A 12,732-nucleotide genomic window follows, 5' to 3' on the forward strand; every position below is an offset into this window, starting at 1 on the left:
GTGTTAGAGCGGCAGTCAGTCAGACAAAAATTGGCAATCGACCGATTTTAGATGGCATAGATTGTGAGATAAAACAAGGTGAATTTGTCGCCATTTTTGGATTGAATGGCGCAGGGAAATCTAGTTTATTACGTGCGATCGCCGGATTATTGCCGCTCAAATCGGGAAGTATTTTGGTAAAGGATGTCCCGATGACGCCGAGTACCCGCACGCAAGCGCGCCAACCCCTGGCGATGTTGTTTCAAGGTGGCGGCTTAATTCCGCAACTGTGCGCCCTCGATAATGTCTTGTGCGGCAAATTAGGCGAGTTTTCGGGCTGGGAAACATTGACGGGATTTCCAGCCAGCGAGCGGCGAAATGCGCTGGAATTACTCGATCGATTGGGGATGGCCGAATTTGCCAGTCAACCGACGCGCCAATTGAGTGGGGGACAACAACAACGCGTTGCAATTGCCAGAGCTTTAATGAGATCGCCACAGATTTTATTAGCCGACGAACCAGTCACCGGACTGGATATTATGGCAATTCAACAAGTGATGAAAAATCTCGCCCATTTACATAGTGAAGGGATGACGATCGTCACTGTTTTGCATGATTTAGCTTTGGCTAGTACCTATGCCCAGACTGCCATTATTGTCGATCGGGGTCGGGTCGTTTATCATGGAAGCAGTCAAAATCTTAGCGCAAACTTCGAGCATTTAATTGAAAGCTAAATACCAGAGCACGGCAACAGCTCAATCGATCGTCAAGATCTTAATTCTCCTGGCAGTTATTATTGTCTACAGTTGGGCGTGGGAAGGTTTAAAGGTAGATCTGAAATCTCTCAAAGATAGTGGTGGTTACATCGCCGATTTTGTGTCGCGATTATTTCCGCCAGATCTAACTATTCTCGATGTCGCTTGGGAGAAATTATTAGAAACGATCCAGATGTCCTTGTGGGGGACGACAATTGGGGCGATTATTTCCCTGCCGATTGCCGTATTATCAGCAAATAATTTAGTCCCGTGGTGGGTGCGTTGGGTGGCAAATTTTATCCAAAACGCCGTGCGATCGATCCCATCGATTATTTTAGGGTTACTATTCGTCGCCGCCACCGGATTGGGCGCACCTGCGGGTACTCTCGCGCTGGGGATTTATACTGTCGGTTATCTGGGTAAATTTTATCAAACCGCGATCGAATCTGTCGATCGTTATTCCCTAGAAGCTCTGCAAGTCAGCGGTGCATCTTGGTTCCAGATCGCTCAATATGGAGTCATGCCGCAGGTTTTGCCATTGCTGTTGGGTTATACCTTATACATGTTTGAATATAACATCCGCGCCGCTTCCGTCTTGGGAGTTGTCGGAGCCGGAGGAATTGGCTTTGAATTAGTCAATTACATTCGCGGTTTTGAGTACAACAAAGCGACAACCATGATGTTAGTTTTACTCGTCGTCGTCACAGGTATCGATATTGTCAGCAGTCAATTACGCCGCAGTTTGGAGCAGAAGTAGTCTTGGAGGGGGAGAGGGGTGGATGGGTGGATGGGTAATGAGTAATGAGTGGAACGCAGTTCCATAAGCCTAAAGCCTAAAGCCTAAAGCCTAAAGCCTAAAGCCTAAAACCTACCCTTCACACTCTCCCAAAGATAGAGGTAACTTCAATAACTATCTGGGTACTATAAATACATAGTTACCTCAATAGTACAAGTTAAGTTGTAACCATCTGATGATTGACAAATTGCTCGATGCTCCAGTAGAAATTGGTGCTTCTACACCAATGCTGCTCTTAGTGCTAGTTGCCCTCGAAGCAGTATTATCGGCTGATAATGCTGTCGCCCTAGCGTCTATTTCTCAAGGATTAGCGGATGATAAATTACGCCGTCAGGCATTAAATATCGGCTTAATTCTGGCTTATATCTTGCGAATGACGCTAATTTTGGCGGCTACGTGGGTAGTCCGTTACTGGCAGTTTCAGGTGCTGGGTGCGGCTTATTTACTCTGGTTGGTATTTCAATATTTTAGCTCTAAGACAGATGAAGATGGCGAACATCATGGGCCACAATTCACGAGTATCTGGCAAGCAATTCCGACGATCGCGATTACCGATTTAGCTTTTTCTTTAGATAGCGTAGCGACAGCAATTGCCGTATCGACAGATACTTGGCTGGTGATTAGTGGTGCGACGATCGGGATTATTATTCTCCGATTTCTGGCCGGATTATTTATTAAGTGGTTAGATGAGTATACTCATTTGGAAGATGCGGGTTATATTACGGTCGGATTAGTAGGTCTGAAGTTATTAGTCAGAGCCGTGTACCCCGATCTAGAGATTCCCGAAGTATTAACAGTCGCAATCATTGGCATCATTTTTGCTTGGGGTTTTTCTCAGCGAGAAGATGCGCCTGAAGAGATTTCTGATGTTGGTAAATAGCGTAGTTCATCTGCGTAATTTGTTCCGCATGAAACGAAGGTGGCATCAAACTGTGGATGCGATGATCTAGTCCATCATTCATCACATCTGCGGGTAATTCAGAATGATCTAATCCTAATGTATGCGCGATTTCATGGGCGATCGTATTGGCAATCAAATTTGATAATTGACTGGACGATAATTGAGCGCGTTCGGCAGTATTAAGAATTTGGTCTAACCGCACGATCGCCCGATCGGTAACGCCACCCAAACGAAAACTAGCAACACCCAAATAATCAACAGGTTCTCGATCTAAAATTAAGCCAACATGGGTAAATCTTTCGCCCCATTCTTTGGCGTCTGGCTGGTCTGAAGTTAGAAAAACATTAATACTTCTAAACGCACTAAAAACTTTAGCAAAGACATCTTTAAGTATTTCTAAAAGCATCGATTCTGTGTGGGCATCGGTAGCCGACCAACAAGCATTTACCCAAATACAATGCGGCTGTTTTGGCTGGCTATTACTTAAATTAGAGCCACACTGCGGACAAATGCGCCAATTAGGTTGAATCCGCGATCGACAACTAAAACACTTCGGTTTATGAGGACGCGTCAGATCGATTCGTTCCCAAATTGGGAGATGCTCTTTGTTACGAGTTTTTGTGAGATTTAATCGCTGATACATTTAGTGGATAGTTGGGAGTTGGGAGTTGGGAGTTGGGAGTGGATAGTGGATAGAGGTAGGGTGGGCAATGCCCACCATCTATAATTAAATAAAAATTATTAAACTAAATTAAAAAATTGACCTAACAAATCAAAGTGCTAGGTCAGTTTTTTTAAGATATAACTAGATATAAGTTTTGACTAGTTCACCCAATCCATTGACGCTAACACCATTGCCGATCGCGGCCATTTTCCATTCGTCATTGTGACGATAGACTTCGGCTAAAACCATGCCAGTCATCCCTTGATAATCTTGACCGGAAAGATTAAATCTCGCCAATTCCTGATTATTTGCAACATTAACTAGGCGCACAAACGCATTTTCAATTTTGCTGAAATCTTGCTTGCGAGCTTGGCAATCATAGATATTGACCACAAACACTAGTTTAGTAATGCTACTAGGAATCCGTGCCAAATCGAGGATAATTATTTCGTCATCTCCGTCGCCTGCACCCGTGAGATTATCGCCCTGATGGACGATCGCACCTGAAGGATGGCTGAGATTGCCAAAATAAATAATATTTTGGTTATCGGTTAATTTACCATTTTCGCTGAGGCAAATTACCGAAGCATCGAGATCGTACTCTTGACCTGCTTTGTTACCAAAATTACTAAAAAATCCACCACCAGCAGGTTTGAGGACATCCCAACCCAACCCGCAAATAATTTTGCTCAGTCCTGGTGCTTCTTTTGATAATGAAATTCGCTGTCCTTTTTGCAGACTTATTGCCATAGATGATTCTTCCTGAGTTAATTGATTATGGGGAGTTGGGAGTTGGGAGTTGGGAGTTGGGAGATTGGAGTTGGGAGAGTTGGGAGTTTGGGACGATAGTATTGAGGAAATTTACTTTATTCACTAGTCGGCGGTGCCGATCGGATGTGTAACTCCTCGCTCTGCTACATTCTCTTCCCCGCTCCCCGCTGTCTCGCTCCCAACTCCCAACTCCCAACTCCTATCTCCTTAAGGCTGATACCGATCGAGTAATGCTTGCAAACCGCCTTGATAACCAGCACCAACTGCATTGAGCCGCCATTCACCATCTTTGCGATAGAGTTCGGCCATAATCAGAGCAGTCTCGGTGGAGTAGTCTTCTACCAAGTCATAGCGCACGACTTCTTGCTCGGTTTGGAGATCGACAATCCGGACGAAGGCATTTTGAACTTGACCGAAATTTTGCTTGCGTTCTTGCGCTTCGTGAATCGTCACTGCGACGACAATCTTATCTACTTCTGCTGGGACTTGTTTGAAGTTAACCTTGACCATTTCATCGTCGCCTTCGCCTGCACCAGTAAGGTTGTCGCCAGTATGCTCGACAGATTTTGCCGCATCTGGACTGGTGAGATTATTATAAAAAATGAAATGTTTGTCAGAAATCAATTTTTCGTTACTGCCGAGCAAGAACACAGAAGCATCGAGATCGAAATCTACCCCTGTATCTACCGCTTTGACATCCCAACCCAACCCTACGAAAATTTCGGTTAATCCTGGCGCGATTTTCTCTAAAGATACGCGCTGCCCTTTGGCTAATGAGACTGCCATACAAAAATAGTCCTTTTTGCTACGTTATTTGCACTCAAACGAATGAGCCGTCGATCGGAAGCTACTGCTTTAATGCTACGTCAAGTATTCCCGGATCGGGAGAAATTATTACAATCGCCTCATGACTCTACAACTTCAGGAGTCAGCTTTCCTGACAAAGTGGGGGCTATTTCTGGCGTCAATCGGTTCCGCCAGATCTGAAATACACACCTAGTAGATATTCTAGCTAATCGATCGCGCCAAACAGCAGCCGCCAGCGCGGAACTGATGCGATCGCGAAGAATCGCTCCTCATCGACGGCGATCGTGTCTTCATACAGCCTAAAATTGGATTGCCATTGCCACCGCTGTTTGCCATCGGTATTGGCGATCGCGACGACAGCATCTTCCCAGCTCATACTGCCATTGTTGTCGCGATTTTGTAAAATTCCATAGACAGTTTTGGAGTTACTAATTAGATCGCTTCCGCCCCAACCGCTACCCACTCGATGGGAATATTGTCTGTACCAAATTGTTTTACCAGTTTGACGATCGATCGAAATTATTGTAGATTTTGTTTCGTTTGCTTGACGATAGTTTAGGCACAACAAATAAATTCCCGATCGCTCTGCTGTCATTGAGTGTAGAAATGGGCATGAAGTAGAACTTTTGGGAGGGGATATCTCCCAGCGTTGAGTTCCCGTATTTAGGTCTAATGCGCTAATAGTGGCATCGTTATTTAAACTATAAATTGTCCGATCGTGAATACTTAAACGGTTTCTCAAGCTACGACTCAGCCCGCTCCCTGTTTTCGTCAAAATTGGTGGTTTAGCCTTGCCTGTATCCCAACTATAGCCCGATAGTTGCTTGGTACTTGTATCGAATAAAAAGATAGTTTCGGAATTAGCTAAAAGTCGATAACGATGAAATAGCGGTGATGCCGCCTTCGCCGTTATCGTCGCAACCTGAGTCTCCCAGATCCGTTGGCCAGTATCCGAATTGTAGGCTTCGACACTAATATCTAGGGTCGGACTAATTCTCAAGATCGCAGTGTTAGAGTCATTCGTAACAATGCCATTATATCTGAGCTGTTCGATACTCCAAATTCGATCGACCGACCAATTGAGTTTGCCAGTTTGAGTATCGATATTGAGGACTTTTCCCTGTCTAATATTCCCCAAAGCGGGATTGTTTCTCATCTCCTTGCCATCATTTTTAGCTGCCACAATCTGTCGATCGGATGTCATGTTCAGCCACAATCTATTGCGATCGACCAGCATCGGTGGCAAGTTTCGCGGACTATTATTTAGGTGTCCGCCTAGTTCTGGCGGATTAAAAGATCGTAGCTTTTGGCCAGAACTAGTAGAAAATGCCTCAATTCGATACCTACGATAGCTCGATCGATCGTCGGAGGGATCGATCGGATTTTTCCCAACTCTGACGAATACTCGATCGCGAGCGACGACCAGAGGCTGCAACCGAGCAAGATCGTTATCTATCGCCGACGACCAAAGATATTTACCACTGTTAGCATCTAGTGCGATTAAAGCAGTTCCGTTGCTATTGAGATAGTTCCAACCCCAATTCCCGACGAGGGCGGCTGGAATACTTAAGATCGCCAGCATCCATAAGAAACAACCGAGCGATAGCCGTTTGTCGTCGGCTCGATATTGTGTTGCCAACTTCTGAGTACTCATAGTTCTATTTGCAGTGCCGATTTCTAGCCAGAAATTAAGTCATCCTACAAGTGACCCAGCTCGAATTCCGTTGCAAAGTTCGGGGTATTTCTTGGCTGAAACTTTTCCCCTAAGTCTGAAATCTTCATCTAATCTAGATTCTAGCGATTCGATAGTTACCAGCAGCTAAAACTAATCTTGCCAAGCTTCAACCATAGGTCGGACAGCGCGATCGTTAACCCCTTCGGTTACGCCTATTACTAGTTTATTCCCCAGTTAATCGCTCCTCTGCTAGTAAATGCATAACCTTCCGCGCAACAACTGCGCGAAAAGCAAAATGTAAAGCTTCCAGAGCCTCGTTAAGTTCTTTTTCCCATTTGTCGATCGGACTATTTAGGTGAGTCATATTGACATATTAATCGATATGCTGCATTCTACATGGCAAGGCAAATGTGAGAGCTTACTGGCAGAAGGGGTTAGCACAAATTCCCGACCTTCATTTTGAACTAGAAGAAGTCCTGACGGGTGTAGATAGTCTTACGCTCTGTTACCGAGGGCATCGAGGTATGGTGACTGAAATGCTCTGGTTTGACGGCACTAGAAAGGTCGAGAAAGCTTGGGCTTGTTACGCCCTTAACATTACAAGGAAAGGTGGACTATGAAACAAGACCCAATTTCATCTGAATCGATCTCAGCACCGCAAGGTAAGACGGTATATCCAGAACCTTATGCTTCCCTTGTGAAGGGACGACAAAAGCGAAAACTGGGTGAGTATTTTGGGTTGACTAATTTTGGCGTTAATTTAACTCATCTCTCACCCGGTGCCGTTTCTGCGCTCGCTCACAGCCACTCCAAGCAAGAAGAATTTATCCTGGTATTGGAAGGCAGCCCAACACTGATACTAGGCGAAGAGGAATTTGTTTTGCATCCTGGTGACTGCTATGGATTTAAGGCAGGCACAGGTATCGCCCATCAACTGATTAATCGATCTGAAGAAAAGGTCACCTATCTTGAGGTTGGAGATCGCACTGAGGGAGATGAGGTCGAATACCCAAATGACGATCTCAAAGCAACACAATTGCCGAATGGTGAATGGGCGGTAACGCACAAAGATGGCCGCGCATATTAATAGCACCTAACGTTAGCATGTCAAGTAAATGAATATACGAGTTGCATCGAACGGGGATCTCCAAAATATCGCTGGACTTCATACCCAGAGCTGGCGCACAACGTATATGAATGCTTTGAGTAAGGATTACCTCTGTGATGAAATTGAAAGTGACCGCTTACGAGTTTGGTCTGAAAGACTTCAAACTATTGGAGTGCGCTCAAAATAATTCGCCACCGGGGAACAGCAGCTAATATAAATAATCGATCGTTATCGAGAGCTAAAGTTTCTTCATATAGCCGAAACTTAGGTTGCCATTGCCATCGTGCGGTACCATTAATTCGATCTAAAGCAATGAGTTTATCTGGTAATTTAGGAGATACACGAGCATTGTCAATTAACACACCATAAATATTTTTTGAATCAGTAGCTAACGAGCGACAGTTATGCTCGCTGCCCAATTGATGTGCATATTGTTGAGACCAAACTTCTCGACCGTTATTATCGATCGAGAAAAGTGTCGTACTGGGTGATAAATTATTATTCAGCTTATTGCACAATAAATAAACGCCAGCGCGATCGACTGTAATCGATCCTGGCGATGCACATCGAGATCGAGGCGGTAGCTGGATTTCCTGCTTCCGAATACCAGTATTGGCATCGAAGGTGGCGATCGTCCGATCGGTATTGAGACTATAAACTGTCGTATCGTTAGCCGTTAGATAATTACTGACTGGATAAAATCTCGAATCATTGGCAATCCGATCTTTTGGTAATATTTCGCTCGAATCTAACGTTGTTTTTAAAGTAATCTTAAATTTAGACCGACCCCGATCCCAACTATATCCAGATAACTTATTAGTAGCTCGATCGAATAAAAAAATTGTTTGAGAATTTGAAAATAGACGATAACGATTGAAGACAACCGCTGTGGATTGAGTAGTCGCCGCTGCAACGGGAATTTTCCAGAGCTGTTTGCCTGTGTCCGAGTTGTATGCTTCGAGGGCAACATCTAGAGCGGGATTAAACCGGAGGATTGCAGTAGTGGATTTATCGATCGTCATGCCATCGAGATCGAGCTGTTCGACCTGCCAGTTGCGCTCGATCGATCTAACCGATTTACCAGTCTGGGCATCGATTCCAAAGATCTGTCCCTGTCGGATATTGGCAGTATTAGGAGTCTTTTTGACAATTTGGCCATTACTTCCTGCTACCAAAATTGGTAGTTTGGACGGCAATCGATCGGATACAGTATTTACCCACAATCGATCGCCATTAGTCTGAAGAGGGGAGCGTGTCATCCCATATAGCTCCTCTCCACTCGCGCCAGGAGGATCGAACGACCAGAGTTTTTGACCCGATTTAGCCGCGAATGCCACAATTTGATACTGGTATTTCCGAGCTGGTGCATCTCCATCGCCCGATCTACTTGTCTCGGCTAGAGTCGATACAAATACCCGATCTCGCTCGGCGGCGATCGATCTAGTCAGTTCGTTATCGAACCCTGACGACCATAAAAACTTGCCACTATTGCTATCTAACGTGATGAGTGCAGTCTGGTTGCTATTGAGATAACTCCAACACCAGTTCCCGATGAGGGCTACTGGAATACTTAAGATCGCGAGAATCCATAATAGACATCCGAGCGATAGCCGTTTGTCGTCGGCTCGATATTGTGTTGCCAACTTCTGAGTACTCATAGTTCTATTTGCAGTGCCGATTTCTAGCCAGAAACTAAGTCATCCTACAAGTTACCCCGATCGAATTCCGTGGCAAAGTTCGGGGTATCCCCTATGTAAAACTTTTCCCCTAAGTCTGAAATCTTTGCCTGCTATAAGTTCTAGCGATTCGATCGCGAGTTAGCTTCGGGTTAGTCTGTGAGGCTATTCTGTGTACATGGAAACAAACACAACCCAACAGGAGCCAACCAAATGAAGACCTAACCAACCGCATTAAATTCAAATTACATGTAGCGAGTAGCTTAATAGCAAAGTACCATTTTTACCCGCAAGGGGTGCAGATATGAGGGTTATCGCTATTAACGAATTCCCCCTCGATCGTCGGAAATGCGGGTGCAACTCCCACCTCGCTACCTCAAAACATCATCTAGGTGGGTAGCCAAGTAGTAAGGCAGCTATTTTATTCCTTATTCGCTCACTTGCCCATCAGGGACGTAGAACGAGGATTATCGAGGTTTAGCCATCGCAGGTGCAATTCCTGCTCCACCTACTTTGGGATTGTAGCTCAGTGGTGAGAGCGTCCGCCTGTCTAGCGGAAAGTCGCGGGTTCAAATCCCGTCAATCTCGTCCGACTCCTAACAAGAGTTGGTATTTCTGGAACTGTAGCTCAGTGGTTAGAGCACCTAAAACATCCTTCTTCACCATTTGCCTTTCGGGGACGTAGAACGAGGGTTATCGCCTTCTAAGCGGGAGGTCGTAGGTTCGATTCCTACCAGTTTCATCCAATTCGTTTGAGAATTGGCAATTCCCCAAAACTATATTTGGGATTGTAGCTCAGTGGTATAGAGCGTCCGCCTGTCTAGCGGAGGGTCGCGGGTTCAAATCCCGTCAATCTCGTCCGATTCTCGATCGAGAATTGGTATTTAAAACCAAAAGGAGTTTAATTCGCATCTTAAAAACTTAACTTTCAACTATCAACTTATTTTTGGAACTGTAGCTCAGTGGTAGAGCATATGAAAAAACATCCTTCTTCGATTTTTTGCCCTTTGGGGACGTGGAAAAAGGATTATCGCACTCGTATGGTCGTAGGTTCGATTCCTACCAGTTCCAATATGACTTTCGTCGGTCATAAATCGAGTAAATCTGGAACTGTAGCTCAATGGCAGAGTAATCGCTTGATAAGCGATCGGTTGTGAGTTCGACTCTCGCCAGTTCCATGCGATTCTTCACAAAAGATCGCTCTAAAAACAAATATTGCCTTGTGGTGTAATTGGCAACACACCTGACTTTGATTCAGGCATTCTAGGTTCGATCCCTAGCGAGGCAGTTAGAGATTTAAACATCTCTAACTAATCTCATGCTCCCATCGTCTAATGGCTTAGGACACGGTGCTTTCTACACCAAAATGGGGGTGTCTCCTTCAGAGAGGCTTCGCCAACGATTCCCCTCAAGAGTATTACTAATTTTGCATAAATTAGTAACCAACGGCAGATAGTTTAACTAGATAAAACGTCGCTTTTATCCTTGCTCGACTTTAATTGCCTGTAAAGGACGACAGAACGAGGGTTATCGCCAGGGCGGAGATGTGGGTGCAAATCCCACTCTGCTGATTTTCGATCGCCTACAGCCGATCTCATTCGCAAAATATTCATTAAAACTTTAACAATAATGCAGGTGCGATATGTCTTTTTCTGAATCTTCTCGCTCATCTCAACCCGCGATCGAGCGTCCGCCAAATCGCGAGATCTGTCATTACTCCAATCTGCTCCGCCAGTCCATTCGAGAGCAATTCCGCACCGTGACGGAAAATCGGCAGGGTAAGGTAAATCTGTTTACCACCGCTACTACCGATCTGTTCTCAATCTTCCTGTCAGCACTGCCCCCCGATTTCCGTCAACATCATACTTGTAATAGCTGTCGGCAGTTTGTAGAGCGATATGGAGGTATTGTCACGATCGATTCAGAGGGTAAAACGACTCCAGTAATGTGGAACCCCAAACTCGTCCCCGAAGTTTATGCGCCAGCCGTTAGTAAGTTGGCATCAGTTGTTTCGGGAGCGGCAATAGACAATGTATTTCTTTCGGAGCTGCGAACTTGGGGTACTCCAGTAACTGGCATCTGGGAGCATTTTTCGGTCGTTCCTGGTGAAGATTTGGTATTTAAGTCTACACCGATCTATACGACTTACCAGACGTTAGCTCAAAAGCGGCAAGAATATCAGATGCTCGTGCGCGGCTTGGCAGATTTTTCATTGCAAGTGGCAACACAAGCATACTCCTTGCTCTCCAACGCAACGCTCTATCGATCGGAAGCTTGTCTGGGGATTGCCAAATGGTTCTTGGATCTCAAACAGCAACGAGAATCGGTGCAAAACTCCCGCCTCCGGGAAAACCTGACTTGGTTGGCTGTTGCTAACGCACCTCCAGGCTATTGTCACATCCGTAGCGGTACGATCGGCACTCTCTTGGAAGATATCCAGAATGGACTGGCATTCCAGCAGATTGCGGACAGATTTAATGCCAAAATGAACCCCTTGCAATATCTTCGCCCTCAAGCACCGCCAAAAGCGGGGAATATTGCTCAAGCTGAGAAAATCGTCGCACAGCTCCAAACTGCAGGTGCATTAGATCGACGATTTGCCAAGCTCGAAGATCTTCAGGCTCTGTGGGTACCGCACCCTACCGCGCCTAAAGTCGAACAAAAAGGTATTTTCGGTCATCTCCAGACGGCTACAACTAGAGCACAGCAACAGCTCGACGTTCCACCGATCGTGATGACTTGGGAAAAGTTTGCGCGCACTATTTTACCGACGGCTAAAACGATCGAGTATTTTGTACCCACCAGTCAGCAAGCCTATATGGCATTGGTGACGGCCCAAAATCCCGAAGCTCCACCCATTATTCAATGGGATATGCCAGAGGCTAGCAATCCAGTTACTTGGTATTTTTATGCCAATGGTTCGTCACCCGACGCCTGGAATTTACGATCGAATACTTATTGTGCCGTCACGGCGATCGTGCTTCAGCCTTCGCTATGGAACGATCCTGAAAAATTTGCCCATAAAGGTGAAAAGGTATTTTTGATCCTGCAAAATGCCAAGGATAAACAATACCAAAAAGGTGCTGGATTTTTCCCCGAATCACTCAAAAGTGAATATCACAGCATTCGATCGACGATGGAAGCTTATGCCCAAAATGCGGTGCTGGCAGGTAAAGATGAAGCGACAGCTTGTGGAATCGGTTTGCAAAAAGGTGGTACTTGGGATCTGATTCTTTTACGGGTAACTACTGCGGATAATTTGCAGGTTAATTATCAACTCGATCGATGGGATTAATGTTGCGGTTGTTAATTATCTAGCTTCGTTTGAGGTTGGGTTACCCCCCCAACCCCCCTTATAAAGGGGGGCTTTAACTCCCTCCCCTTATAAAAAAGGGGGGCTTTCTCCGGCTCCCTCCCCTTTATAAGGGGAGGGCTGGGGTGGGGTAGAGGACTACGCATCATCTCTTAAACCAAGCATGTGGGGTTTTCACCTCAATCTATCAATTTTTCATATTATTGCCCCAACAGGCTGAAGAGTAAAAAATCATGCCTTATCAATTCTTTTTCGGTAACAAACAAACTCAAAGTACACCCCAAACC

Annotated in this window: 13 protein-coding genes and 7 tRNA genes; 14 read left to right on the top strand and 6 right to left on the bottom strand. The window is 45.3% G+C overall.

The window, feature by feature from the left end; genetic code table 11:
* Positions 1-29 precede the first annotated feature (29 nt).
* From C7B77_RS11860 to C7B77_RS11870, 3 genes are all read left to right on the top strand, one after another.
* Positions 30-713: a phosphonate ABC transporter ATP-binding protein gene (locus tag C7B77_RS11860; RefSeq protein ID WP_106304605.1), complete on the top strand. Its 684-nt coding sequence runs from the start codon at positions 30-32 to the stop codon at positions 711-713.
* 28 nt (positions 714-741) lie between these two features.
* A complete protein-coding gene (gene phnE / locus C7B77_RS11865; RefSeq protein ID WP_425430823.1) occupies positions 742-1,491 on the top strand; it encodes a phosphonate ABC transporter, permease protein PhnE in 750 nt (249 codons plus the stop codon).
* Between the two features lie 214 nt (positions 1,492-1,705).
* Positions 1,706-2,410, top strand: a complete 705-nt coding sequence (locus C7B77_RS11870) for a TerC family protein (protein WP_106304582.1) — start codon at positions 1,706-1,708, stop codon at positions 2,408-2,410.
* On the opposite strand, the gene C7B77_RS11875 is transcribed toward C7B77_RS11870, so the two are convergent.
* The 3 genes from C7B77_RS11875 to C7B77_RS11885 form a co-directional block, all read right to left on the bottom strand.
* On the bottom strand, positions 2,343-3,074 hold the full coding sequence (locus C7B77_RS11875; RefSeq protein WP_106304585.1) for a peptidase M10A and M12B matrixin and adamalysin: 732 nt from the start codon (positions 3,072-3,074) through the stop codon (positions 2,343-2,345). The genes C7B77_RS11870 and C7B77_RS11875 overlap by 68 nt on opposite strands.
* 162 nt (positions 3,075-3,236) lie before the next feature.
* Positions 3,237-3,845 carry a TerD family protein gene (locus C7B77_RS11880; protein WP_106304588.1) on the bottom strand — a complete coding sequence of 203 codons (609 nt, stop codon included), beginning with the start codon at positions 3,843-3,845 and terminating at the stop codon, positions 3,237-3,239.
* 228 nt (positions 3,846-4,073) lie between these two features.
* Positions 4,074-4,652, bottom strand: coding sequence for a TerD family protein (locus C7B77_RS11885; RefSeq protein ID WP_106304591.1), 579 nt, complete (start codon positions 4,650-4,652; stop codon positions 4,074-4,076).
* A gap of 42 nt (positions 4,653-4,694) precedes the next feature.
* Here C7B77_RS11885 and C7B77_RS29910 point away from each other — a divergent pair, with 42 nt between their 5' ends.
* A complete protein-coding gene (locus tag C7B77_RS29910) occupies positions 4,695-4,853 on the top strand; it encodes a hypothetical protein (RefSeq protein WP_181243826.1) in 159 nt (52 codons plus the stop codon).
* Positions 4,854-4,878: 25 nt separating this feature from the next.
* Here the strand turns inward: C7B77_RS29910 and C7B77_RS11890 are convergent, their stop codons facing one another.
* Both C7B77_RS11890 and C7B77_RS29915 read right to left on the bottom strand, forming a co-directional pair.
* Positions 4,879-6,327 carry an outer membrane protein assembly factor BamB family protein gene (locus C7B77_RS11890; protein WP_106304593.1) on the bottom strand — a complete coding sequence of 483 codons (1,449 nt, stop codon included), beginning with the start codon at positions 6,325-6,327 and terminating at the stop codon, positions 4,879-4,881.
* Between the two features lie 244 nt (positions 6,328-6,571).
* Positions 6,572-6,712 carry a hypothetical protein gene (locus C7B77_RS29915; protein ID WP_181243827.1) on the bottom strand — a complete coding sequence of 47 codons (141 nt, stop codon included), beginning with the start codon at positions 6,710-6,712 and terminating at the stop codon, positions 6,572-6,574.
* Between the two features lie 46 nt (positions 6,713-6,758).
* Here C7B77_RS29915 and C7B77_RS11895 point away from each other — a divergent pair, with 46 nt between their 5' ends.
* Positions 6,759-6,968 carry a hypothetical protein gene (locus C7B77_RS11895; RefSeq protein WP_181243828.1) on the top strand — a complete coding sequence of 70 codons (210 nt, stop codon included), beginning with the start codon at positions 6,759-6,761 and terminating at the stop codon, positions 6,966-6,968.
* The gene (locus tag C7B77_RS11900) at positions 6,965-7,435 is read left to right on the top strand and encodes a cupin domain-containing protein (RefSeq protein WP_106304596.1); all 471 of its coding nucleotides are present in this window, start codon (positions 6,965-6,967) and stop codon (positions 7,433-7,435) included. The genes C7B77_RS11895 and C7B77_RS11900 overlap by 4 nt, the downstream gene beginning before the upstream one ends.
* Before the next feature lie 185 nt (positions 7,436-7,620).
* Here C7B77_RS11900 and C7B77_RS11905 read toward each other — a convergent pair whose 3' ends face one another.
* Positions 7,621-9,114 carry an outer membrane protein assembly factor BamB family protein gene (locus C7B77_RS11905; RefSeq protein ID WP_106304599.1) on the bottom strand — a complete coding sequence of 498 codons (1,494 nt, stop codon included), beginning with the start codon at positions 9,112-9,114 and terminating at the stop codon, positions 7,621-7,623.
* Between the two features lie 408 nt (positions 9,115-9,522).
* Here C7B77_RS11905 and C7B77_RS29920 point away from each other — a divergent pair.
* The 8 genes from C7B77_RS29920 (at position 9,523) to C7B77_RS11930 (ending at position 12,427) form a co-directional block, all read left to right on the top strand.
* Positions 9,523-9,643: transfer RNA gene (locus C7B77_RS29920), tRNA-OTHER, on the top strand.
* Positions 9,644-9,647: 4 nt separating this feature from the next.
* Positions 9,648-9,720: transfer RNA gene (locus C7B77_RS11910), tRNA-Asp, on the top strand.
* A 29-nt stretch (positions 9,721-9,749) separates the two neighbouring features.
* A tRNA-OTHER gene (locus tag C7B77_RS29925) sits at positions 9,750-9,874 on the top strand.
* 42 nt (positions 9,875-9,916) lie between these two features.
* Positions 9,917-9,990: transfer RNA gene (locus C7B77_RS11915), tRNA-Asp, on the top strand.
* A 90-nt stretch (positions 9,991-10,080) separates the two neighbouring features.
* Positions 10,081-10,203 (top strand) — tRNA-OTHER (locus C7B77_RS29930).
* Between the two features lie 35 nt (positions 10,204-10,238).
* A tRNA-Ile gene (locus C7B77_RS11920) sits at positions 10,239-10,310 on the top strand.
* Between the two features lie 38 nt (positions 10,311-10,348).
* Positions 10,349-10,420 (top strand) — tRNA-Gln (locus C7B77_RS11925).
* A 354-nt stretch (positions 10,421-10,774) separates the two neighbouring features.
* Positions 10,775-12,427, top strand: coding sequence for a hypothetical protein (locus C7B77_RS11930; protein WP_106304602.1), 1,653 nt, complete (start codon positions 10,775-10,777; stop codon positions 12,425-12,427).
* Positions 12,428-12,732: the final 305 nt, after the last annotated feature.

This window comes from Chamaesiphon polymorphus CCALA 037, from assembly GCF_003003845.1.
Classification (GTDB): domain Bacteria; phylum Cyanobacteriota; class Cyanobacteriia; order Cyanobacteriales; family Chamaesiphonaceae; genus Chamaesiphon; species Chamaesiphon polymorphus.

Bases quoted from the DNA above. Each gene is read 5' to 3' on its own strand.
- C7B77_RS11880 (WP_106304588.1), bottom strand. From the start codon at position 3,845: ATGGCAATAAGTCTGCAAAAAGGACAGCGAATTTCATTATCAAAAGAA.
- C7B77_RS11890 (WP_106304593.1), bottom strand. From the start codon at position 6,327: ATGAGTACTCAGAAGTTGGCAACACAATATCGAGCCGACGACAAACGG.
- C7B77_RS29915 (WP_181243827.1), bottom strand. From the start codon at position 6,712: ATGACTCACCTAAATAGTCCGATCGACAAATGGGAAAAAGAACTTAAC.
- C7B77_RS11875 (WP_106304585.1), bottom strand. From the start codon at position 3,074: ATGTATCAGCGATTAAATCTCACAAAAACTCGTAACAAAGAGCATCTC.
- C7B77_RS11905 (WP_106304599.1), bottom strand. From the start codon at position 9,114: ATGAGTACTCAGAAGTTGGCAACACAATATCGAGCCGACGACAAACGG.
- C7B77_RS11885 (WP_106304591.1), bottom strand. From the start codon at position 4,652: ATGGCAGTCTCATTAGCCAAAGGGCAGCGCGTATCTTTAGAGAAAATC.
- C7B77_RS11870 (WP_106304582.1), top strand. From the start codon at position 1,706: ATGATTGACAAATTGCTCGATGCTCCAGTAGAAATTGGTGCTTCTACA.
- C7B77_RS11900 (WP_106304596.1), top strand. From the start codon at position 6,965: ATGAAACAAGACCCAATTTCATCTGAATCGATCTCAGCACCGCAAGGT.
- C7B77_RS29910 (WP_181243826.1), top strand. From the start codon at position 4,695: ATGAGCCGTCGATCGGAAGCTACTGCTTTAATGCTACGTCAAGTATTC.
- C7B77_RS11930 (WP_106304602.1), top strand. From the start codon at position 10,775: ATGTCTTTTTCTGAATCTTCTCGCTCATCTCAACCCGCGATCGAGCGT.